Below are 22,373 nucleotides of genomic sequence, written 5' to 3' on the forward strand. Positions count from 1 at the left end.
GCGCGAGCCAAATGTAAACGCACGAGAGAGTACTGCATCGCGCGGCAAGATGAATAAGCATTTCTAAGAGGGGTGTCACAAATGCCCCTCTCCCTTTTAAAAATGGAATTGAGCGAGCGTTCGATCAAAAATGCATAAGCAGTGTCATATGAATCTACCAACCTATTTAAAGAGAGGATGTTAAACGTATGCGCAAAACGGTCATTGTTTCGGGAGCCAGAACACCATTCGGCAAATTCGGGGGTGCCTTGAAGCCTTTTTCAGCGTCACAGTTGGGCGGTAAAGCAATCAAGGCAGCATTGGAACGTGCAGGGCTGGACGGTGAAAAAGTCGATGAGGTTATTATTGGAAATGTCCTGCAGGGCGGACAGGGCCAGATTCCTTCCCGACAAGCAGCACGTGAAGCCGGTATCCCATGGGACGTTAAAACGGAAACGATCAACAAAGTCTGTGCATCCGGACTGCGCAGCGTTACCCTTGCCGATCAGCTCATCCGGCTTGGCGATGAGGACATCATTGTCGCCGGCGGTATGGAGAGCATGAGTAACGCCCCGTATATTTTGCCGGATGCTCGCTGGGGAAATCGCATGGGTGACAAAAAGGTCGTTGATATGATGGTGCACGACGGCTTGACGTGCTCATTCGCTGGCGTCCATATGGGGACCTACGGGAACAGCACCGCCGAAGAATACGGGCTGACCAGAGAAGCGCAGGATGAATGGTCATACCGGAGTCATCAGCGGGCCGTCAAAGCCATTGAGGACGGAAAATTTGCCGAAGAAATCGTTTCGCTTGAGGTGCCGCAGCGGAAAGGCAACCCGGTCGTTGTCGATACCGATGAAGCACCCCGCAAAGATACCAGCATGGATGTCCTGGCAAAATTGCGGCCGGCCTTTGACCGTGACGGTTCGATTACAGCTGGCAATGCCCCTGGGGTTAATGACGGGGCCGGTGCTTTTGTCGTTATGGCAGACGAAACAGCTGAACAGCTTAGTAAAAAACCAATAGCCACGATTCATGGTCATGCGGAAGTAGGCGTTGAGTCCAAAGATTTTCCGAAAACACCGGGACTGGTCATCAACAAACTGCTGGAAAAAACCGGTTACGCAAAAGACGATATTGACTTGTTTGAAATCAACGAGGCCTTTGCAGCCGTATCGCTCGCCAGTGGCAAAATCGCCGATATCGATCCGGAAAAAATCAATGTCAACGGCGGTGCAGTGGCGTTAGGCCATCCAATTGGCGCAAGCGGTGCGCGCATCATTTTAACACTGGTTCATGAACTGAAACGTCTTGGTGGCGGACTGGGCATTGCCGCAATCTGTAGCGGCGGTGGCCAGGGCGACGCAATACTGGTGGAAGTGCCGAAGCCGTAATGTTGTTTCGATGCCGCTATAGGTGGGAAAAAACGCGAAGGTCTTTTCGTAAATTTTGTTGGTCTTAGACGCTTCTAGTTGACATAAATTGCGATGTAACTTTTGGGATGTTTTCTTCCAAATCTATCGGGGCTGACTGCTAGTCCGTCGCTGCGGAAAAATACTCGGTGCTCGTTACGTTAGTAGCAATTTCGGTGAGGCATACGCTCCTCGCAGAAAAGATTGCTCGTCGTGTTGCAAGTTTTTCGGTGAAGCGGCACTCCTCGCAGGTTGAAGCGTACTCGGTGAAGCTTTGCTTTGTGCTCGTCGTGTTGCAAGTTTTTCGGTGAAGCGGCACTCCTCGCAACTCGCAGCCTACTCGGCGGATGTTTCGCTCGTCGCTTTCCGCGGGCAACGCTTCAGCTTCCTCGGAAGAAAACCGCTTCCTGCGGGATCTTCAGCTGTTGCTTCGACGAACAGGACGTTCTAGTGTCGGCGTTGGTCACAGGACGTGACCGCTCTTAGCCGACGACCGCAGGAGTCGACTGCCCTCCGCTCCAATCAACCAGCGTATTAGTGGTGACAATGGCAAGGATTCGAATACCACAAAACTAGCGTAGGAAATACACGGTGAAGCTGCACTCCTCGCAATTCGAAGTTTACTCGGTGGAAGTATTGCTCGTCGCGTTGCAAGCTATTTCGGCGAGGCATACGCTCCTCGCAGAAAAGATTGCACGTCACACTGCGGGGTCTCATCTAGGCCTCTGCTCCACAGGAGTCTCAGTGTGTTTGGATTTACTAACTGTTAATTATGGTTGTAATCGTAAATCGCATCACGCAACTTACTAGTCCGGGTGAGTGGAGGGCGGTGACTCCTGCGGGAATAGCACGTGTCCGAAGACCCCGGAAGAAGCGTTCTTTGCTTCTGAGGAGGCTGAGGCCGTGCCCGCGGAAAGCATCCGCCCGAAGCGATCCCGGACGGCGGGAATGACACGTACTTATAGAAAACAACCCAGTAATAGTTACGTCGTATTATGGGTTTTATGTCAAAAACAACACCCTTTTAGAAACAGCCAACGCAAAAGATCACAACGTATTCGCTAAGCGTCACAGCAAAAACGCTAAAGCTTACACAAGTCAATCAAAAGGAGGTACACAATGGCAATCAAAAAGGTCATGGTCATAGGTGCCGGCCAGATGGGTTCAGGTATCGCCCAAGTCTGCGCCCAGTCCGGTTACGATGTTTTATTGACCGATGTCAGTGAGGAAGCTTTAAAAAAGGGAATCATCACTATCGAAAACCATTTGGCAAAATCGGTTGAAAAAGAGCGCATTAGCGAACAGGACAAAAACGATACACTTTCACGGCTGCGCTCAACAACGGATTTTCAGGACGTCAAGCAGCGCGATATAGTGATCGAAGCGATTGTGGAAAATATGGACGTGAAAACAAAGGTGTTTCGTGACCTGGACGCCAGTGCGCCGGAACATGCGATATTGGCGACCAATACTTCATCACTTCCAATCACGGAGATCGCTGCAGCGACTAACAGGCCCCAGCAGGTAATCGGGATGCATTTCATGAATCCGGTACCAGTTATGAAGCTCGTTGAAGTCATCCGTGGGCTGCAGACAAATGATGCAACCTATCAGGCGGTGGCCGATATGGCGAAAAACCTGTCCAAAACAGCGGTGGAAGTGAACGACTATCCAGGTTTTGCCGCCAACCGGATTTTAATGCCGATGATCAATGAAGCGATTTTCGCCCTTAACGAAGGTGTGGCATCAGTGGAGGATATTGACACCGTTATGAAATTGGGCATGAACCATCCGATGGGACCGCTGACACTGGCTGATTTTATCGGTTTGGATACGTGCCTTTACATTATGGAAGTGCTGCATGACGGTTTTGGCGACAGCAAATATCGCCCGTGCCCGCTGCTGAAAAAGTATGTTAACGCCGGATGGCTCGGTAAAAAATCAGGCAGAGGCTTTTATCAGTACAGCTGATCTAAAAACGATGTTAAGCGATTTGATTAATATCAAACTATCCCAATTCCGTCAACTTCATCATTAACATAGCGAATCGAAAAACGTTTGACCTGACAACCACGATTTAGCGATGGGAGGGCACAACATGAACCTTCAATTGACCGACGAACAAAATATGATGCGCAAGATGGTCCGCGATTTTGCCGCGAATGGCGTGCAGCCGGAAGTCGCGCGAATGGAACAGGAAGACCGTTTCCCGACTGAGATCATTCGAAAAATGGGTGATCTCGGTCTGATGGGAATTCCGATACCGGAAACGTATAACGGCAGTGGGATGGATTATACCGCCTATATCATTGCCATCAATGAGCTTTCCAAAGTAAGTGCAACACTGGGCGTTATTCTGTCGGTCCACACATCGGTCGGCACCAACCCGATTTTATATTTCGGCAATGACGACCAGAAAACCAACTACCTTCCCAAGCTGGCAACAGGCGAATATCTTGGGGCATTTGCTTTAACGGAACCGGGCGCTGGATCGGATGCTGCCAACATCCGGACAAAAGCCGTGAAGGACGAGGACCACTACATATTGAATGGCTCCAAGGTTTTCATTACCAACGGCGGGCAGGCGGATACCTATATCACGTTTGCCCGGACAGGTGATGAACAGGGAGCGAAGGGCGTCAGCGCGTTTATTGTGGAAAAAGACACACCCGGACTGGTCATCGGCAAGTCGGAAAGGAAGATGGGGCTGCACGGCTCAAGCACCGTTCAGCTCAACTTTGACAATTGTACCGTCCCGAAAAGTCAGCTTCTCGGTGAGGAGGGCAATGGTTTCAAGATTGCGATGGCTAATTTGAACGTCGGACGCATCGGAATTGCCGCTCAGGCACTCGGCATCGCTGAAGCGGCCCTGGAGCATGCCACAGCTTATGCTAAAGAGCGTGAACAATTTGGCAAGCCGATCGCTGCCAATCAGGGGATCGCGTTCAAGCTGGCGGATATGGCCACAGAGGTGGAAGCCGCCAAACTATTGGTCTATCAGGCTGCTGCGTTGGTTGAGCAAGGGTCCCCGAGTAGCAAGGAAGCATCGATGGCCAAAATGTATGCGTCGAAAACGGCACGGAAAACCGCTATCGAAGCTGTACAGATTTACGGCGGCTACGGTTACACGGAAGATTATCCGCTTGAACGCTTTTTCCGTGATGCCAAAGTAACCGAAATTTATGAAGGCACCAATGAAATCCAGCACAAAGTGATTGCGAAAAATTTACTTGATCCGAAAAAATGACATGACAACATCAATGCCGTTTTCACATTCAAAGGGGGAAACAGACAATGAATTTTCAACTGACTGAAGAACAGGAAATGCTGCGGAAAATGATTCGCGATTTTGCCGAAAACGATGTCGAACCGACGGCAGCAGAACGTGATGAGGAAGAACGGTTTGACCGGGCTATTTTTGACAAAATGGCCGAACTCGGACTGACCGGGATCCCATGGCCGGAAGAATACGGTGGAATCGGGGCGGATTTCGTCAGCTATTGTATTGCGGTCGAAGAATTATCCAGGGTGTGCGCATCAACCGGTGTGACATTGTCAGCCCATCTATCACTTGCCAGCTGGCCGATTTATCAATACGGCAACGAAACGCAGAAGAAAACGTTTCTGCACCGCCTCGCGACCGGAGAAGCACTCGGGGCCTATGCGCTTTCCGAGCCGGGGTCCGGTAGTGATGCGGCCAGCATGAAAACTATCGCGAAAAAAGAGGGTAATGATTACATATTAAACGGCAATAAAGTCTGGATCACGAACGGCGGTGTGGCAGATATTTACATCGTGTTCGCCATGACCGATCCCGAAGCAGGTCATAAAGGCATCAGCGCATTTATTGTTGAAAAAGGAACGGACGGCTTCACATTCGGCAAGAAGGAAAAGAAACTTGGTATCCGGTCCTCTCCGACAACAGAACTTATTTTTGAAAATTGTCGCATCCCGCAGGAAAATTTGCTTGGTGAAGAGGGGCAAGGCTTCAAAATTGCCATGTCCACACTGGATGGCGGTCGTAACGGGATTGCCGCCCAGGCGCTCGGAATCGCACAGGGGGCATTGGACGCGGCTGCTGATTACGCGAAAGAACGCGAACAATTCGGCAAACCGATCGCCGCCAACCAAGGCATTTCGTTCAAGTTGGCCGATATGGCAACTGAAGTAGAGGCATCCCGTCTATTAACCTATCAGGCAGCCTGGCTGGAATCAGAAGGGCAATCGTACGGAAAAGCCTCTGCTATGTCGAAGCTGTTTGCCGGGGATGCCGCTATGCGGATTACGACTGAAGCCGTGCAGGTATTTGGCGGCTATGGCTACACGAAAGACTATCCGGTTGAGCGCTACATGCGCGATGCCAAAATCACGCAAATTTATGAAGGCACCAACGAAATCCAGCGACTGGTGATTGGTCGAATGCTGACGAAGTAAACGGCCTCGTCAGCAGCCAGTAACGTGCGGCGTGCGCATCAACTCGAGCAGGATCGCACTCAACTCGAGCGAGCGCAGCCGCCACTCGAGCGGGATCGCGCTCAACTCGAGCGAGCACAGCCGCCACTCGAGCGGGATTGCGCCCAACTCGAGCGAGCGCAGCCGCCACTCGAGCGACACACGCAACGATTCGCGCGTGAATTTAGAAAGGATGTTCCAGCTATGCACCAACTTGTTGAACAGATGAAGCAAAACGACATACGCGCGCTGGCCCGGGCGATCACTATGGTGGAAAATGATCATCCGGATAAGCTCGACATGCTGAGTGATGTATTTGCCAGTAAAACCCAAGCTCGCTATGTCGGCATTACCGGGTCACCCGGGGCGGGGAAAAGTTCGCTGGTGAACCGGCTGATCACCCATATCCGCAACGAAGGCATGACGGTTGCGGTGATTGCGGTCGATCCGACGAGCCCGTTCAGCGGTGGTGCATTGCTTGGCGACCGTGTGCGTATGAATGAGCATTTCACCGATGCTGGTGTCTATATCCGTAGTATGGCCACGCGCGGTAGTCTGGGAGGTCTGGCTCGGGCAACCAAAGATGCGGTCCGAATTTGTGATGCGTACGGATTTGATGTGGTGATCGTGGAAACGGTCGGAGTCGGCCAGTCGGAGCTCGACATTATGAAAATTGTCGACACAACAGCTCTTGTGCTGACACCGAACAGTGGTGATGTGCTGCAGATTTTCAAGGCGGGAATCATGGAAATTGCCGACTTGTTTGTCATTAACAAAGCAGATCTCGAGGGCGTGGGAAAGCTGCGGGCATTGCTGAAAGAGTTGGTCATGATGACAGCCAAGGAAACGTATGGAAACCCGATCGTTAAAACCATCACAACGGAAAACAAAGGCATCGACAAGTTCTGGGAACAAATCCGGAACCATCAGCATTATTTATACACGACAGACGAAGGGCATAAACGCCGGAAACAGCAGCAGGAGCTGGAAGTCTATGAATTAATCCGGGAAGAAATCTGGCGTGATGTCAAAGCATACGCCGAGCAAACAGACGTGATAATCGAAGCGGACGATGATCCGTACCGGCGTGCACAGGACATATTTGACGATTGGAAAAGGAAAGGGGGCAATTAAATGACGCATAACCAGGTCGTTTCCTCTATCAAGGACACCGACCTTGTGGAGAAACGGCGCAATCAGATGATCCAGGGAGCGATCACCCTGTTCAAGGAAAAAGGTTTCCACCGGACGACGACACGCGAGATCGCGAAGGAATCGGGATTCAGCATCGGAACGCTCTACGAATATATTCGAACGAAAGAGGATGTCCTGTTTCTCGTGTGCGATGCGATCTATGAGCAGGTGGGAGCGCGTCTGGAAGCAGCCATCGACTGGCAGAATCCTTCCGTTGCCACCCTGGAAAAAGTCGTGGCGTCCTACTTTCATCTGATGGACGACATGCAGGAAGAAGTGCTCATCATGTATCAGGAAGTCAAGTCGCTGAAAAAAGAGACGAAAGCATACGTCATGCAGAAGGAACGGGACATGGTCGCCATGCTACAAAAAGTCATCGTCACCTGTCTGCCGGAGCCGATTGCCGAGCGGGATGCTGCCCTTATCGCCAACAATATTTTCGTTCAGGGCCAGATGTGGGGCTTTAGAAGGTGGATGCTGCAGAAACAATTCACCCTGAAAACGTATATTGACAGGCAGATCCATTTTCTGCTCGAATCTCTACCGATCGACACGGCGGCCGATGAAAAGCTGAATTAGGCAGCTATTTTAAAGAGGAGGGTTCTCATGGAACACGTTCAGGTTTATAAACCGGTCAACCCCGTCCGGTTTGTAACGGCCTCGAGTCTATATGACGGGCATGATGCATCGATTAACATTATGCGGCGGATTCTGCAGTCGAGCGGTGCTGAAGTCGTTCATCTCGGACATAATCGTTCAGTAGAAGAAGTCGTCTATGCGGCGATTCAGGAAGACGCCCAGGGCATTGCTATCTCATCTTATCAAGGAGGGCATGTCGAGTATTTTAAATATATGATCGATCTGCTTAATGAATTGGGAGCTGAGCATATCAAGGTTTACGGCGGTGGTGGTGGCGTCATCATCCCGAGGGAAATCAAGGAACTCGAGGATTATGGCGTATCACAGATTTTTTCGCCGGACAATGGCCGGGAAATGGGGCTGCAGGGCATGATCAACAACATGCTTGAAGAATGCGACTTTCTGCCGCCGGTCGCCCTGGATAAAGAACGGGAAAAACTGGTGTCCGGTGAGCGTCAGGCCGTGGCCCGGCTGATTACCTATATTGAAAACAACACCGCTGATGCGGCGAAAAACACCGTGCTGGATCAATTGCATACCCAATCGAATCATGCGCCGGTACTCGGTATTACCGGAACAGGCGGTGCTGGTAAAAGCTCGCTGACCGATGAATTGATCCGCCGGTTTATCAACGAAATCCCGAATAAAAAAATCGCCATCATTTCCATCGATCCGACGAAAAAGAAAACCGGCGGCGCGCTGCTCGGTGACCGGATTCGGATGAATGCGATTTTCACTGATCGGGTTTACATGCGGTCACTAGCAACACGGGGGTCCCGAGATGAATTGTCCCAGTCACTCCAGGATGTGATTGCGGTTCTCCGTGCGTCACAATATGACTTCATTATTGTTGAAACGAGCGGTATTGGCCAGGGGGATGCCGCGATCACCGATGTGACCGATCTGTCCATGTATGTGATGACCTCCGAATTCGGGGCCCCGTCGCAACTGGAGAAAATCGACATGATTGATTTTGCCGATTTCATTGTCATTAACAAATTTGAGCAAAAAGGCTCCGAGGATGCCCTGAATCAGGTCCGGAAACAATACGAGCGCAGCCACTTGCTGTTCGGCCAGGATAAGGAAAAGTACCCGGTGTTCGGCACGATTGCCAGCCAGTTTAACGATGCCGGCACTAATGCCCTATTTGCTTCCATGGTTGATATACTAAACGAAAAACATGGCTGGGATGAGACAATCGACTTTGAACGGCACAAAATTGCCGAAAAACAAAACATGATCATTACGAACGAGCGGCGCCATTACTTGCGGGAAATTGCCCAGCACGTGCGTAGCTACCACGACAAAACCGAAAAACAAAGCGATATCGCGCGAAAACTTTACCAGCTCAACGGTGCCAAAGCAGCACTTGAAGATGAGGCGGCTATCAATGTTATTGATCAGGCGATTCAAACAAATGCGGAACAACTGGATCCCGAGGCGAAGAAACAGCTTGATAACTGGGCTGACTTGAAAGACAAATACAGTCAGGACAAAATGACCTTTCCAATCCGCCATAAAACGATTGAAATGGATCTGACGACTGAATCGATCTCTGGGCTAAAAATCCCGAAAGTCCTTTTGCCGGCATACATGGACTGGGGCGACCGCCTCACCTGGCTGATGAAGGAAAATGTACCAGGTTCCTTCCCGTTCACAGCAGGTGTGTTTCCGTTTAAACGCGAAGGCGAAGACCCGACCCGCCAATTCGCCGGTGAAGGTACACCCGAACGAACGAATCGACGTTTCCATTATTTATCCAAGGACAGTGAGGCAAAACGACTGTCCACCGCGTTTGATTCTGTCACGCTTTACGGGGAAGACCCGGCACCACGGCCGGATATTTACGGCAAAGTCGGGGAAAGCGGCGTTAGTATTTGTACATTGGATGATATGAAAAAACTGTATGACGGCTTTGACCTGACTGATCCGAAAACGTCGGTTTCCATGACGATTAACGGGCCGGCCCCGATTATTTTGGCGATGTTTTTCAATACAGCGATCGATCAGCAGCTGTCGACATTCAAGGAAGAAAACGGCCGTGAGCCGAGTCGGGAGGCGTATGAACAGCTAAGGGATGAGACGATTTCCGTAGTGCGCGGAACCGTTCAAGCTGATATTTTGAAAGAAGATCAGGGTCAGAATACGTGCATTTTTTCCACGGAATTTGCACTGCGCATGATGGGCGATATCCAGCAATACTTTATCGATAAACATGTGCGCAACTATTACTCGGTATCGATCTCCGGCTATCACATTGCCGAGGCCGGTGCCAACCCGATCACGCAGCTCGCGTTTACGCTAGCGAATGGCTTCACGTATGTCGAATATTATTTGAGCCGCGGTATGGATGTGAATAAGTTTGCGCAAAATCTGTCGTTCTTCTTTTCCAATGGCCTTGATCCGGAATACACCGTAATTGGCCGGGTTGCCCGCCGGATTTGGGCGATTACGATGCGTGATAAATACGGTGCGGATGAGCGGAGTCAGAAGCTGAAGTACCACATCCAGACATCCGGCCGTTCACTGCACGCCCAGGAAATTGATTTCAATGATATCCGGACGACACTGCAGGCATTGCTCGCCATTCAGGATAATACGAATTCCTTGCATACCAATGCTTATGATGAGGCCATCACCACACCTACCGAGGAATCGGTTCGCCGTGCCATGGCTATCCAGATGATCATCAATAAAGAGTTTGGCTGGACAAAAACCGAAAACGCGCTGCAAGGATCGTTTATCGTGGAAGAACTGACCAATCTTGTGGAGGAAGCGGTTTTACAGGAATTTGAAAAAATGAATGACCGTGGCGGTGTGCTCGGGGCGATGGAACGGCAATACCAACGCGGCAAAATTCAGGAAGAATCCCTGTATTATGAAGGGAAAAAGCATTCCGGTGAGCTGCCGATCGTCGGGGTGAACACGTACGTCAACCCGAACCCGCCGTCAGAAGATCAGATTGATTCGATGGAGCTCGCCCGTGCGTCCAACGAGGAAAAAGAGCATCAGATCAGTGAACTGCACAAATTCCAGCAGGCCCATCAAGCGCATACGAACGACGCACTCAATCGCCTGAAAGAGGTGGCGGCATCCGGAGGCAACATTTTTGCCGAATTGATGGAAACGGTAAAAGTGGCCAGTCTCGGTCAGATTACGAATGCACTTTACGAAGTCGGCGGTCAGTACAGACGGAACATGTAACAACAAGCGTTCAGATGCGCCGGTCGGATTGTAGGGATTAGGGCGACATTGTGGATTCCTTTAAGATGGCAAGAAGTCGGATTAGGGGGGAACTGGGGACATAACCCGGTTCCCTGCTTTTTCTCTTTATGAAGCTTGTGGGCGCCCCTTTTTGGCAAGTGCAACGGTGATGTGAAAAAAATAAAAAACACGAAAAGCCCCTTTACTAAAAGTTAACGAAACATCCATCGTTAATAAATCCTCGTTTCCGCAGACATCATTCTTTTTTTCCTTATGGTTTATGCTGGCATAATCTCCTCATTTTTGTTTATAATGAATGGTACGATTCAGGCACTGTATAACGCTAGGAAACATTAATGGATCAGGCGGCGTAGTCTGATTTTGAAGACCTTGCAGGAAAAACGTCCGGACTCGCTGACAGACGCGAGCCCAGTGTTTTTCCAATGAAATATATGGAAAAGGGAGTGCGGTATCGTGAGCTTGCAAAATTACAGCCGCGAAGAACTTGAAGTCACATCACTGCTTGAACTGGCACATGCGCTTTTGTCGGATGAAAAGAAGGCATTTAATTTCAATCAACTTTATGACAAAGTCACCGAGCTGAAAGGATTTACAGACGAACTGAAACAAACGTACATTGCCCAGTTTTATACCGATCTGACAATTGACGGCAGATTTCTGACGACCAGCCCGGGCATATGGGGACTGAAACGCTGGTATCCGGTGGAACAGATGGATGAAGTGGCCGCCGCCACACCAAAGAAAAAGAAAACAAAAGCGAAAAAGAAAAAGAATGAAACGGTTCCCCGTGAGGAGCCTGAAGAAGGCGAACCGGACGTTCCGGACGACAATGTCGAAGTCCTAACCGGTACGTTTGAAGACGAAGTCCTGAGTGAAGATGAACTTGAGGCGAATCCCGGTTTTGATGATGAAGCGGATGACGTGGACGAATTTGACGATGACGAGGAAGAAGCCGATGATGCTAAAGCAGAAGAGGGTAAAGAAGACGATAACTGACATGAATCCCCTGCTGTTTTGGAAGGCAGGGTTTTTACAGGACGTGAATCGAAGGGGCGCAGTTCGGTTCCTTACGTTGAAAAGTCTTTTTGATCAACCTCTTAAATATTCGCTTGACTTTTTAGAAGCGGATGCGTACAATTTTTATTGGGCTCGCTAAATTCGTAAACATCCGGCGCTCCCCCTGCATAAAGGGGGAGCGCTTTTTGTTTTTTGGACAGGGCTTACGGCTGAAACGGTAATGAACGGATTCCGGCATCAGCAGGGCTCTGTGTTTTTTGATGTTTAACTTTCAGCGTACGATATAACCTAATTACAGATTTACCCCGCATGTAACGGACAATAATCCCCCCACAAAACGGGGGGGATAACTGTCCGTAAATGTCCGATTCGGTTCGGGCCTGCACGATGCAGGTCACAAAGACGTTGCAACAGGACAAGGAAAGCTACGACAGCAATACATCGCACGAAGAAAAAGTGCTTTCCTTTTTCGAGGACGTTGCGAACTTAGCCTTTGTTCGGGCCTGCAGGATGTAGGTCACAAAGGCGTTGCAACAGGACGTTGCGAACTTAGCCTTTGTTCCTTAAAACCAGCGGGTGAATGAAGTTTCACTTTACAAGCCGATCCAACAAAAACCAACATAGAAAGAAGAGGGATGAATCTTGACGAAGTACATTTTTGTGACGGGTGGTGTGGTGTCATCACTCGGGAAAGGCATCACGGCTGCATCACTCGGAAGACTTTTGAAAAATCGGGGATTGAAGGTGACCATTCAAAAATTTGACCCGTATATTAACGTTGACCCCGGTACGATGAGCCCGTATCAGCATGGGGAGGTTTTTGTAACCGAGGATGGTGCGGAAACTGATCTGGACCTGGGGCATTATGAGCGTTTTATCGATATAAATTTAAATAAATACAGCAATATTACAACTGGTAAAGTGTATTCCAGCGTCATCAAGAAAGAGCGCCGCGGTGATTACCTTGGTGGGACGGTTCAGGTGATTCCGCATATTACTAACGAAATTAAGGAGCAGGTATTCCGGGCCGGTCAGGAAACGAAGGCGGATGTCGTCATCACGGAAATTGGCGGAACGGTCGGGGATATCGAGTCGTTGCCGTTTCTTGAGGCTATCCGGCAAATTAAAAGTGACATCGGCCGGGAACATGTCATGTATATTCATTGCACGCTTGTACCTTATATCAAAGCGGCCGGTGAAGTGAAAACAAAACCGACCCAGCACAGTGTGAAGGAATTGCGCTCGTTGGGGATCCAGCCTGACGCCATTGTATTGCGTTCGGAGCTGCCGATCAGTGAAGGCATGAAAGAAAAAATAGCGCTGTTCTGTGATACGGATAAACAAGCGGTCATCGAAATGCTTGATGCAGATACACTGTACCAAGTGCCGATGGCTTTGAAGGAACAGCAGCTTGATCAGCTGACTTGTGATCATCTCGGACTGCATTGTGATGAAGCGGACATGCGTGAATGGGAGAAGCTGCTGGCCAGTGTGCGGCATTTGCCCGACACAACGGTCATCGGGCTCGTCGGCAAATATGTGGAACTGCCTGATGCTTATTTGTCCGTCGCAGAAGCCTTGAAGCATGCCGGGTTTGCTTATGATACCGATGTTCAAATTAAATGGATTAACTCAGAAAAACTGGATAATCGATCCATTGCCAGTGAATTAGAAGACGTAGATGGTGTGCTCGTTCCCGGTGGTTTCGGCGACCGAGGCATCGAGGGTAAAATTGCGGCGATCCGCTATGCTCGGGAAAATAACATGCCATTTTTGGGTATATGTCTTGGAATGCAGCTGGCGACAGTCGAGTTCGCGCGGAATGTGCTCGGATTGGAAAAGGCCCATTCAGCTGAAATTGACCCATCCACCCCTCATCCGATTATTGATTTATTACCGGAGCAGAAAAACATTGCCGATTTGGGTGGTACACTGCGGCTGGGGAGCTACCCGTGCAAATTGACGGACGGCACGAAAACGAAACAGGCATATGGGCAAGAGGAATTGGTGTATGAGCGTCATCGGCACCGCTATGAATTCAATAATGATTACCGGGAACAGCTGCGTGAAAACGGTATGCTTCTTTCCGGTACAAGCCCTGATGGCCGGTTGGTTGAAACGATCGAAATCACTGATCACCCATGGTTTGTCGCCTGCCAGTTCCATCCGGAATTCAAATCACGCCCGAACCGTCCGCAAGCGTTGTTTCATGGATTTGTCGGTGCGGCACATCAAGCTGGAAAATAACCCTTATTAAATCGACGGTTGAACGCCGCCGCCATTTATGGCAGCGGCGTTTTTCGCCCAAAGCTAAGATAGTATAAAATGTTGGACGACGTTTTAATACCGAACTTGGCTAATGCGCCGTTTTTTTCCAATCCGACCTCTGACCTCTGGCATCTGAAAAGACGAGGTGGCAGCCGCGTTTTGCTATCTATGCGATAAAGAGAACATTTGTTCACCTATTGGGACACAAATTTTATAATAAATCGCATGGTTCCCCCGGCTTTGACCATTTTTCAACACGAATTCTGTTCTTTAAAAAGAAGGATTTTCCAAGATTTTATCGAATACTAGTAATGGATGCACTTTGGAATTTATGTTGATAGGGGGAGAGGCCAAAAATGACTAAAAAGATATTAGTGGCTGATGACCAGCCCGGAATCCGCATGTTATTAAAAGAAGTTTTCATAGATGAAGGGTATGATGTGACAACGGTCGAAACAGGCAAGGAAGCACTCGACCGAATCTATGCCGGGTCATTTGATTTGCTGGTACTGGATTATAAATTGCCGGTTGTCGATGGTGTCGACGTGCTAAAGCAATTGGAAAATGACCGTGTCGTCATCCCAGCAATCGTCATGAGCGGGCTTGCTGACGATATGAAGAGCGCGTTAAAGCAATCACGAATCGTCGATGAAATATTTGCCAAACCATTCAATATTCAAGAAGTTAGCCGCAGTGTCAATCATTTATTGGGCGGACGCTGCCACCTGGACTCATCATAAAATAGGTTAAACAATGCAGCAGAAATAACAGGTCTTGCTGCATTTTTGATTGGCAGATATGACGGGCTAATCCGTACTGCTGCTTGCGCCTTTACGTTCTTGTTGGTATTCTAATACTGTAGGATTTTTAGTTTTTTCAGAGGAACAACATGCCACTTGTATCGATGAAATGCGCGAAAAGGGTCAAGCACCTGGCTGTGCAACCGGCCAGCTTGATTAAACAATCCGGAAGATGCCCGGACCATTCCTAACAAGGCTGAATAAGAGACATCCCCCGCCTTGGGTATATCAGAAAGCGCCGGAACTATATGGGCGATTTTACATCGAGTGGCCATGGTCATGCACTTATGAAGGCATATTGGGACAACTGTGAAGGCAGGCATTTTTGGCAATTCAATCAACATTTAGAAAAGGGAGGGGAAAGCAGATGAAATTTTTTCTCGATTCTGCAAGTATTGATGAGATTCGGTCAGTAAATGAACTCGGCATTCTAGCGGGTGTGACAACCAATCCAAGTCTTGTTTCCAAGGAAGGGGTTTCCTTTCATGATCGGCTGAAGGAAATTACCAGTGAGGTCTCCGGTTCTGTCAGTGCGGAAGTCATTTCCGAAGATGCTGAGGGCATGATTAAAGAAGGGAAGGAACTGGCGGCCATCGCGCCGAATGTTACGGTTAAAGTACCCATGACATTGGAAGGACTGAAAGCCGTTAAAGCATTCAGTGATCTGAATATCAAAACAAACGTCACCCTGGTTTTTAACGCTAATCAGGCGCTCTTGGCAGCTCGTGCGGGCGCGTCCTATGTATCACCATTCCTTGGACGGCTGGACGATATCGGACATGATGGTATGGATTTGATTGCCACGATTTCTTCCATTTTTGACCGGCACGGTATTAGCACGGAAATCATTGCCGCATCGATCAGGCATCCATTGCATGTGACTGATGCAGCCGCCAATGGTGCTCACATTGCAACCATTCCATACAAGGTAGTTGCTCAGCTCGTAAAACATCCTTTAACGGATCAGGGGATTGAGAAATTCCTGGCTGACTGGAATAAGCAGCAATAAATGCATAAAACTGGTAAAAGCGCATAAAGTAGACAGAAAAGCGAAGGCGTTCGCTGCTGCTGGCTAAACGTGGCATGTCAATCGCCAACGTCTGCACTGGCATGTCCTGTGCTTCGCGACCGGGTGGTAAAGTGGAGGAAAAACTGATCAGGGTGGAAGTGTACGTCAAGAAGCGGGGTGCTGCAAATGCAAAAAATTTTAATTGAGGGCGGCCATTTATTAAATGGCAAGGTACACATCAATGGGGCGAAAAACAGTGCTGTTGCCCTGCTGCCTGCTGCCCTTTTGGCTGATTCCCACGTGATGATCGAGGGATTGCCGAACATATCGGATGTCTATACACTCGGCGATTTGCTGGAGGAAATTGGCGGCAATGTCAGCTGGGATGGGCAGACCGTTCATGTCGATCCGGAAAATATGGTGTCGATGCCGCTGCCGAACGGCAAAGTGAAGAAGCTTCGTGCCTCCTACTATTTTATGGGTGCTATGCTCGGAAAATTCAAGCAGGCGGTCATTGGCCTTCCAGGCGGCTGTCATCTGGGTCCACGCCCGATTGATCAGCATATTAAAGGGTTTGAGGCACTGGGAGCCAAAGTGACCAATGAACAAGGGGCGATTTATCTCCAAGCCGATGAGCTGCATGGAGCCCGGATTTATCTTGACGTGGTCAGTGTCGGGGCGACCATCAATATTATGCTTGCTGCTGTGAAAGCTAAAGGCAAAACGATCATTGAAAATGCCGCGAAAGAGCCGGAAATCATCGATGTGGCGACACTGTTGACGAACATGGGCGCCAATATCAAGGGTGTTGGCACAGATGTGATCCGGATTGAAGGCGTTCCATCATTGCATGGCTGTCAGCACACGATTATTCCGGACCGGATTGAGGCTGGTACATATGCCATTGCTGCGGCGGCACAAGGCAATGAAGTAATGATTGACAATGTGATCCCGCAGCATCTGGAACCCTTGCTGGCCAAGCTGGAAGAGATGGGTGTTACCGTGGAGCAACAAGATGAGCAGCTGTACATCGCACCAAAGGAGCCACTCAAAAGCGTGGATGTGAAAACCCTGGTCTATCCCGGCTTCCCGACAGACCTGCAGCAGCCGTTCACATCCTTATTGACGAAAGCCGTCAATACAGGGGTCGTGACGGATACGATCTATTCCGCCCGGTTGAAACATATCGACGAATTGCGCCGTATGAATGCTGCCATCAAAGTGGAAGGCGGTTCGGCCATTGTGACCGGGCCAATCCAGCTGAAAGGCGCAAAGGTTAAAGCAAGTGATTTAAGGGCCGGTGCATCGCTTATCATTGCCGGGCTGATGGCCAATGGCGTGACAGAGATTACCGGTGTGGAACATATTGACCGTGGCTATGAACAAATAACCGAGAAATTAAGCAGTCTTGGCGCCAACGTATGGCGGGAAGAAATGACCGAGCAGGAAATTGCCCAATTTCAAGATTCCTGACTAGATCCGGACGTTATCGTGAAATGGGCCAAAAGCCGTTTCACCGCCCATCGCCGGTATCATACCGGCTTAACTGAAATAGAGACAAAAGAGTAGGAAAATCCCTCATATGTAAATCCTTTTGGGATGAGGATACTTTAAACAAAGGAGAGGGAAATATGGAAAGAAGTTTATCAATGGAACTCGTTCGCGTTACCGAGGCGGCAGCACAGTCATCAGCACGCTGGATGGGACGCGGGAAAAAGAATGAGGCGGATGATGCGGCCACATCAGCTATGCGTGATGTGTTTGATACGATTCCGATGCAGGGAACGGTTGTCATCGGTGAAGGCGAGATGGACGAAGCGCCCATGTTGTATATAGGTGAAAAACTGGGCACCGGCTCCGGTCCGAAAGTGGATGTCGCTGTGGATCCGGTGGAAGGAACCAATATTGTGGCACAAGGCACGTGGAATGCGTTGGCTGTCATTGCCATTGCCGATGCAGGTAAAATGCTGCATGCCCCTGACATGTACATGAAAAAAATTGCTGTCGGTCCCGATGCAGTCGGCAAAATCGATGTCAACGCCTCCACGTTGGACAATTTAAAAGCGGTTGCCGCGGCGAAAAATAAAGCCGTTGAAGATGTGCTGGCCATTGTGCTCGACCGGCCGCGTCATGCCGAATTAATTGAGGAAATCCGCGCTGCCGGGGCACGCATCAAGCTGATTTCGGACGGGGATGTGGCGGCCGCCATGAATACGGCCTTCGACGATACGGGTGTGGATATTTTAATGGGCATTGGCGGCGCTCCCGAAGGCGTTCTCAGTGCCGCAGCGTTGAAATGCCTGGGCGGTGAAATTCAGGGCAAGCTGATGCCGTCCAATGATCAGGAAATTGAACGCTGTCACCGGATGGGGATACCCGATTTGGATAAAGTGTACTATATGGATGATTTCTGTGGCGGTGATGATGCCATTTTTGCCGCTACTGGTATTACTGATGGCGAATTGCTGCAGGGCGTCCAGTTCAAAGGGACAAAAGCCACCACCCAATCCGTTGTGATGCGTGCCAGAAGCGGAACGGTCCGATTCATTGACGGCAAACACAGCCTTAAGAAGAAACCGAACCTCGTCATTCAGCCTTAATGGCCGGACGTTTGATAATATAAAGTGAAACGTCATTCAGCGGGATGCTTCTTCCCGCTGATATTAAGGAACAAAGGCTAAGAACGCCACCCCGTGCGGCAACGCCTTTGTGACCTGCATCGTGCAGGCCCGAACCGAATCGGACATTTCGGTCAGTTAGCCGCCGTTTTCAGGCGGGTTAATGACCGTTACATGCGGGAGAACAGGAAGCCGGTTTCCCACACCGGCTTCCTTAATCTATTGGGCTGTTTTTGGTAGGATGGTTATGCATAGCCAAAAATGTTGGAAATAGTATTGAATCTTAGCCCATAAAAGGGTATGATGGATATGTTTATAAAGAGGCCTAATAGGCAATGATATTAGAAAATAGGAAAACTTCCATTCTAGCTTCCTACAATTTCTTCCTATAGTGACAAACCTTTCAGATAGAAAGCGATACATTCACAATTCTTACGATGCAAAAAGTGCGGTTCAAAAATGAGGATATACGATTTTTTGGACAACCTTTAAAAAAGAATAGGTGTGGTGATCTAATGGCATCATTAACGATTTCCCAGCTGGAGACATTAACGTTAAAAGAGATTTATGCGCTCGCTCGGGAATATAAAGTCTCATATTATGCAAAACTGACAAAAAAAGAGCTGATTTTTGCGATTTTAAAAGCACAGGCTGAACAAGACGGTTATTTATTTATGGATGGTATTTTGGAAATTATCCCCTCGGAAGGATTCGGTTTTCTCCGTCCCATCAATTATTCTCCAAGTGCTGAAGATATTTACATTTCCGCATCACAAATCCGCCGTTTTGATTTACGAAATGGGGATAAAGTATCCGGCAAAGTGCGTCCACCTAAAGAAAACGAACGCTACTATGGTTTGTTGCATGTTGACGCGGTAAACGGCGAGGATCCGGAAACGTCAAAAGAACGCGTCCATTTTCCAGCCCTGACCCCATTGTATCCAGACCGACTCATGCAGCTTGAGCGGGAGACGAAAAATCTGTCCACCCGTATCATTGATTTGATGACACCGGTCGGCTTTGGGCAACGCGGCTTGATTGTGGCACCGCCAAAAGCCGGTAAAACCGTGTTGCTGAAAGGAATTGCCAACAGCATCTCGGCCAATCATCCGGAGGCCAAATTGATTATTCTGCTGGTGGACGAGCGTCCGGAAGAAGTCACGGATATTGAACGATCAGTGCATGAGGATGTCGATGTGGTCAGTTCAACCTTTGATGAAGTGCCGGAAAGTCATATCAAAGTATCCGAGCTGGTTCTGGAACGGGCGATGCGCCTGGTGGAACATAAGCGCGATGTGATTGTATTGATGGACAGTATCACACGACTGGCACGCGCCTACAACCTTGTTATTCCCCCAAGTGGCCGTACGCTTTCCGGCGGTATTGATCCGGCAGCCTTCCACCGACCGAAGCGCTTTTTTGGGGCAGCACGGAATATTGAAGAAGGTGGCAGTTTCACAGTACTCGCGACGGCCTTGATTGATACCGGATCACGGATGGATGATGTGATTTATGAGGAATTTAAAGGAACAGGCAACATGGAACTGCACCTTGACCGCAGTCTCGCCGAGCGCCGGATTTTCCCAGCAATCGATATCCTGAAGTCAGGTACGCGTAAGGAAGAACTGCTCGTTTCAAAAGACCATCTTGATAAAATCTGGGCCATCCGCAAAACGATGCAAGATAACCATAACTTCCTTGACCGCTTCTTGAGACGGTTACGTGCAACGAAGAACAACGACGAGTTTTTCCAGCAGATGGAGGACGAAATGAAGCGGAAAGGGACGAAAGTGTAAGCCGTTTACAGGGCATTCGGCGGGCTAGCCCTTCCCTGATTTTGGTTGAGGCTTTCAATACCGAAATCGGTTGGTCCGCCGATTTCTTCAAGTCTGACTTCCGGCCTCTGACCTCTAGAAAAACGAGGCGGGAGCCCAGTTTTTCTTAGCTATTGCAATCACAATGTGTCGCTGTTATAATCTTTTTATGTGAGTTCAAGGTTTATAACCTGTTACGTCTCTTACAATAACTCTGAATGCATAAGGATTCAGGGCAAAAGGAGTGGAAAGATATGAAACAAGAGATCCATCCGGAATACCGTAAAGTTGTTTTCCTGGATACAAGCTCGGACTATAAATTCCTGAGTGGTTCAACACAGACATCCGAAGAAACAATCGAATGGGAAGATGGCAACACATATCCGCTTATCCGTGTTGAAATCAGCTCAGCTTCACACCCATTCTACACAGGAAAACAAAAAGCCGACAAAGCCGGCGGACGTGTAGACCGATTCAAGCGTAAATATAATATGAAGTAAAAAGTGGCATGTGGCGACATGCGTAGGTAAGAACCCTTAGTGCGCATGCTTTTGGCGCGCGTCGTGTTGATGGCTTACGTCACAAGCCGCTAGCACACGGAACTGGATTAAATAACAGATGAGGCAATCAAACCTCGTTTCTATGAAAAACAGGCAATCTGTCTACACATTGCCTGTTTTTTCACTTTAACCGGCGGTAAGGCCGCATCGGTTACATATCCCCGCAACATGTATTTAAAATCATGAAACGGGCCTGAATCATTGAAATACGATCTTGAAGGGAGTTCCCTATCATGCATGTTATGACACAAAGTGGCTGGATAGAAGTGATTTGCGGCAGCATGTTTTCCGGAAAGTCCGAGGAGCTGATCCGCCGTGTTCGCCGGGCAACTTATGGCAATCTGTCCGTCCGTGTTTTTAAGCCGGCCATCGACGACCGGTATACAGATGAGTCGGTTGTGTCTCATAATGGTACAACTGTTATGGCGCGTCCTATGAAAACTGCAGCTGATATCATGGCCTATTTGCGCCAGCATCAAGTGGATGTTGTCGGCATTGATGAGGCGCAATTTTTTGATGACCACATTGTGCCGGCTGCCAATGAGCTGGCTAATAAAGGCATCCGCGTGATTGCAGCGGGGCTTGACACAGACTTTCGCGGGGAACCATTCGGCCCGATGCCTGAGCTGATGGCCCAAGCTGAATCGGTGTCCAAGCTGAATGCGATTTGCCCGGTATGCGGATCGCCGGCCAGCCGCACCCAGCGTTTGATTGACGGCAAACCGGCTTCCTATAACGACCCAGTTATCATGGTGGGCGCCTCGGAATCATATGAACCGCGCTGCCGCCACCATCATGTCGTGCCGGACAAGCCCAATAACCGTGAAAACGACATCCGGGCCATTTCGGAATAGTAGGCCTGTCAGAGAGTGCTTCGGCGCTCTTTTTTTATGCTGGAAACAGCAGTGTGGCCGAAAAATCTTGCGAAGCGTCCACCGAGTAAGCTGCGAGTTGCGAGGAGTGCCGCTTCACCGAGAAACTTGCAACACGACGAGCAATCTTTTCTGCGAGGAGCGTATGCCTCACCGAAATTGCTACTAACGTGACGAGCACCAAGCAAAGCTTCACCGAATCCGCTTCAACCTGCGAGGAGCGTATGCCTCACCGAAATGCTACTAACGTGACGAGCACCAAGCATATTTCCGAAGCGGGTTATATACACTTACCATAACATTGTGTTAATTCGGATTTTATTTATTACAAATACTGTTGTCCAAGACTCCTAGAGGCATCCCCCAACCAAAGTCAAGCATCCCCAGCACTGAGGAGTAAAAATTTTTCGAGATAATCCTAAAAATATGAAACCTAAAATATGGAAATTATGGTATAATATAACAAATGGGAATGTTATTATACCGCATATTTTAGGGGGGGGGTTTTGAG

General features: G+C 49.2%; 17 protein-coding genes. 16 read left to right on the plus strand and 1 reads right to left on the minus strand.

The annotated features are described in order from the left end of the window. Positions 1-188 precede the first annotated feature (188 nt). The 4 genes from ACFQ4A_RS07995 to ACFQ4A_RS08010 all read left to right on the plus strand — a co-directional run bounded on the left by ACFQ4A_RS07995 (position 189) and on the right by ACFQ4A_RS08010 (position 5,828). Positions 189-1,376, plus strand: coding sequence for an acetyl-CoA C-acetyltransferase (locus tag ACFQ4A_RS07995; protein WP_382399338.1), 1,188 nt, complete (start codon positions 189-191; stop codon positions 1,374-1,376). Between the two features lie 1,137 nt (positions 1,377-2,513). Further along, on the plus strand, positions 2,514-3,365 hold the full coding sequence (locus ACFQ4A_RS08000) for a 3-hydroxybutyryl-CoA dehydrogenase (protein WP_382399340.1): 852 nt from the start codon (positions 2,514-2,516) through the stop codon (positions 3,363-3,365). A 127-nt stretch (positions 3,366-3,492) separates the two neighbouring features. Beyond that, a complete protein-coding gene (locus ACFQ4A_RS08005; RefSeq protein WP_382399342.1) occupies positions 3,493-4,641 on the plus strand; it encodes an acyl-CoA dehydrogenase in 1,149 nt (382 codons plus the stop codon). A gap of 47 nt (positions 4,642-4,688) precedes the next feature. Next, the gene (locus tag ACFQ4A_RS08010; protein ID WP_382399344.1) at positions 4,689-5,828 is read left to right on the plus strand and encodes an acyl-CoA dehydrogenase; all 1,140 of its coding nucleotides are present in this window, start codon (positions 4,689-4,691) and stop codon (positions 5,826-5,828) included. 9 nt (positions 5,829-5,837) lie between these two features. Here the strand turns inward: ACFQ4A_RS08010 and ACFQ4A_RS08015 are convergent, their stop codons facing one another. Beyond that, on the minus strand, positions 5,838-6,059 hold the full coding sequence (locus ACFQ4A_RS08015) for a hypothetical protein (RefSeq protein ID WP_382399346.1): 222 nt from the start codon (positions 6,057-6,059) through the stop codon (positions 5,838-5,840). Here ACFQ4A_RS08015 and meaB point away from each other — a divergent pair. The 12 genes from meaB to ACFQ4A_RS08075 all read left to right on the plus strand — a co-directional run bounded on the left by meaB (position 6,051) and on the right by ACFQ4A_RS08075 (position 21,844). Beyond that, positions 6,051-6,980 carry a methylmalonyl Co-A mutase-associated GTPase MeaB gene (gene meaB, locus ACFQ4A_RS08020; RefSeq protein ID WP_382399348.1) on the plus strand — a complete coding sequence of 310 codons (930 nt, stop codon included), beginning with the start codon at positions 6,051-6,053 and terminating at the stop codon, positions 6,978-6,980. The two genes, ACFQ4A_RS08015 and meaB, sit on opposite strands and share 9 nt — an antisense overlap. After that, positions 6,981-7,619 (plus strand): TetR/AcrR family transcriptional regulator, encoded by a 639-nt coding sequence (locus ACFQ4A_RS08025; RefSeq protein ID WP_382399350.1) that lies wholly within the window; start codon positions 6,981-6,983, stop codon positions 7,617-7,619. A 27-nt stretch (positions 7,620-7,646) separates the two neighbouring features. Continuing rightward, positions 7,647-10,883, plus strand: a complete 3,237-nt coding sequence (gene icmF, locus ACFQ4A_RS08030; protein ID WP_382399352.1) for a fused isobutyryl-CoA mutase/GTPase IcmF — start codon at positions 7,647-7,649, stop codon at positions 10,881-10,883. Positions 10,884-11,357: 474 nt separating this feature from the next. After that, entirely contained in the window at positions 11,358-11,900 is a 543-nt protein-coding gene (gene rpoE, locus ACFQ4A_RS08035) for a DNA-directed RNA polymerase subunit delta (protein ID WP_382399354.1), read from the plus strand. A 663-nt stretch (positions 11,901-12,563) separates the two neighbouring features. Further along, positions 12,564-14,168: a CTP synthase gene (locus tag ACFQ4A_RS08040; protein WP_382399357.1), complete on the plus strand. Its 1,605-nt coding sequence runs from the start codon at positions 12,564-12,566 to the stop codon at positions 14,166-14,168. A 377-nt stretch (positions 14,169-14,545) separates the two neighbouring features. Then, a complete protein-coding gene (locus ACFQ4A_RS08045) occupies positions 14,546-14,929 on the plus strand; it encodes a response regulator (RefSeq protein WP_382399359.1) in 384 nt (127 codons plus the stop codon). 427 nt (positions 14,930-15,356) lie between these two features. Beyond that, entirely contained in the window at positions 15,357-15,998 is a 642-nt protein-coding gene (gene fsa / locus ACFQ4A_RS08050) for a fructose-6-phosphate aldolase (RefSeq protein WP_382399361.1), read from the plus strand. Positions 15,999-16,184: 186 nt separating this feature from the next. Further along, entirely contained in the window at positions 16,185-17,471 is a 1,287-nt protein-coding gene (locus ACFQ4A_RS08055) for a UDP-N-acetylglucosamine 1-carboxyvinyltransferase (protein WP_382399363.1), read from the plus strand. A 158-nt stretch (positions 17,472-17,629) separates the two neighbouring features. Beyond that, the gene (gene glpX / locus ACFQ4A_RS08060; RefSeq protein ID WP_382399365.1) at positions 17,630-18,598 is read left to right on the plus strand and encodes a class II fructose-bisphosphatase; all 969 of its coding nucleotides are present in this window, start codon (positions 17,630-17,632) and stop codon (positions 18,596-18,598) included. Between the two features lie 533 nt (positions 18,599-19,131). Then, positions 19,132-20,412 (plus strand): transcription termination factor Rho, encoded by a 1,281-nt coding sequence (gene rho, locus ACFQ4A_RS08065; RefSeq protein WP_382399367.1) that lies wholly within the window; start codon positions 19,132-19,134, stop codon positions 20,410-20,412. Positions 20,413-20,684: 272 nt separating this feature from the next. After that, the gene (locus tag ACFQ4A_RS08070; RefSeq protein WP_382399369.1) at positions 20,685-20,930 is read left to right on the plus strand and encodes a type B 50S ribosomal protein L31; all 246 of its coding nucleotides are present in this window, start codon (positions 20,685-20,687) and stop codon (positions 20,928-20,930) included. A gap of 293 nt (positions 20,931-21,223) precedes the next feature. After that, on the plus strand, positions 21,224-21,844 hold the full coding sequence (locus ACFQ4A_RS08075) for a thymidine kinase (RefSeq protein WP_382399371.1): 621 nt from the start codon (positions 21,224-21,226) through the stop codon (positions 21,842-21,844). Positions 21,845-22,373 lie beyond the last annotated feature (529 nt).

This window comes from Lentibacillus salinarum (assembly GCF_042679865.1).
GTDB lineage: Bacteria > Bacillota > Bacilli > Bacillales > Amphibacillaceae > Lentibacillus > Lentibacillus salinarum.

Excerpts from the sequence above, each read along its gene's own strand:
- ACFQ4A_RS07995 (WP_382399338.1), top strand. The coding sequence starts at position 189 with ATGCGCAAAACGGTCATTGTTTCGGGAGCCAGAACACCATTCGGCAAA.
- ACFQ4A_RS08000 (WP_382399340.1), top strand. The coding sequence starts at position 2,514 with ATGGCAATCAAAAAGGTCATGGTCATAGGTGCCGGCCAGATGGGTTCA.
- ACFQ4A_RS08005 (WP_382399342.1), top strand. The coding sequence starts at position 3,493 with ATGAACCTTCAATTGACCGACGAACAAAATATGATGCGCAAGATGGTC.
- ACFQ4A_RS08010 (WP_382399344.1), top strand. The coding sequence starts at position 4,689 with ATGAATTTTCAACTGACTGAAGAACAGGAAATGCTGCGGAAAATGATT.
- meaB (WP_382399348.1), top strand. The coding sequence starts at position 6,051 with ATGCACCAACTTGTTGAACAGATGAAGCAAAACGACATACGCGCGCTG.
- ACFQ4A_RS08025 (WP_382399350.1), top strand. The coding sequence starts at position 6,981 with ATGACGCATAACCAGGTCGTTTCCTCTATCAAGGACACCGACCTTGTG.
- icmF (WP_382399352.1), top strand. The coding sequence starts at position 7,647 with ATGGAACACGTTCAGGTTTATAAACCGGTCAACCCCGTCCGGTTTGTA.
- ACFQ4A_RS08045 (WP_382399359.1), top strand. The coding sequence starts at position 14,546 with ATGACTAAAAAGATATTAGTGGCTGATGACCAGCCCGGAATCCGCATG.
- fsa (WP_382399361.1), top strand. The coding sequence starts at position 15,357 with ATGAAATTTTTTCTCGATTCTGCAAGTATTGATGAGATTCGGTCAGTA.
- ACFQ4A_RS08055 (WP_382399363.1), top strand. The coding sequence starts at position 16,185 with ATGCAAAAAATTTTAATTGAGGGCGGCCATTTATTAAATGGCAAGGTA.
- glpX (WP_382399365.1), top strand. The coding sequence starts at position 17,630 with ATGGAAAGAAGTTTATCAATGGAACTCGTTCGCGTTACCGAGGCGGCA.
- rho (WP_382399367.1), top strand. The coding sequence starts at position 19,132 with ATGGCATCATTAACGATTTCCCAGCTGGAGACATTAACGTTAAAAGAG.
- ACFQ4A_RS08070 (WP_382399369.1), top strand. The coding sequence starts at position 20,685 with ATGAAACAAGAGATCCATCCGGAATACCGTAAAGTTGTTTTCCTGGAT.
- ACFQ4A_RS08075 (WP_382399371.1), top strand. The coding sequence starts at position 21,224 with ATGCATGTTATGACACAAAGTGGCTGGATAGAAGTGATTTGCGGCAGC.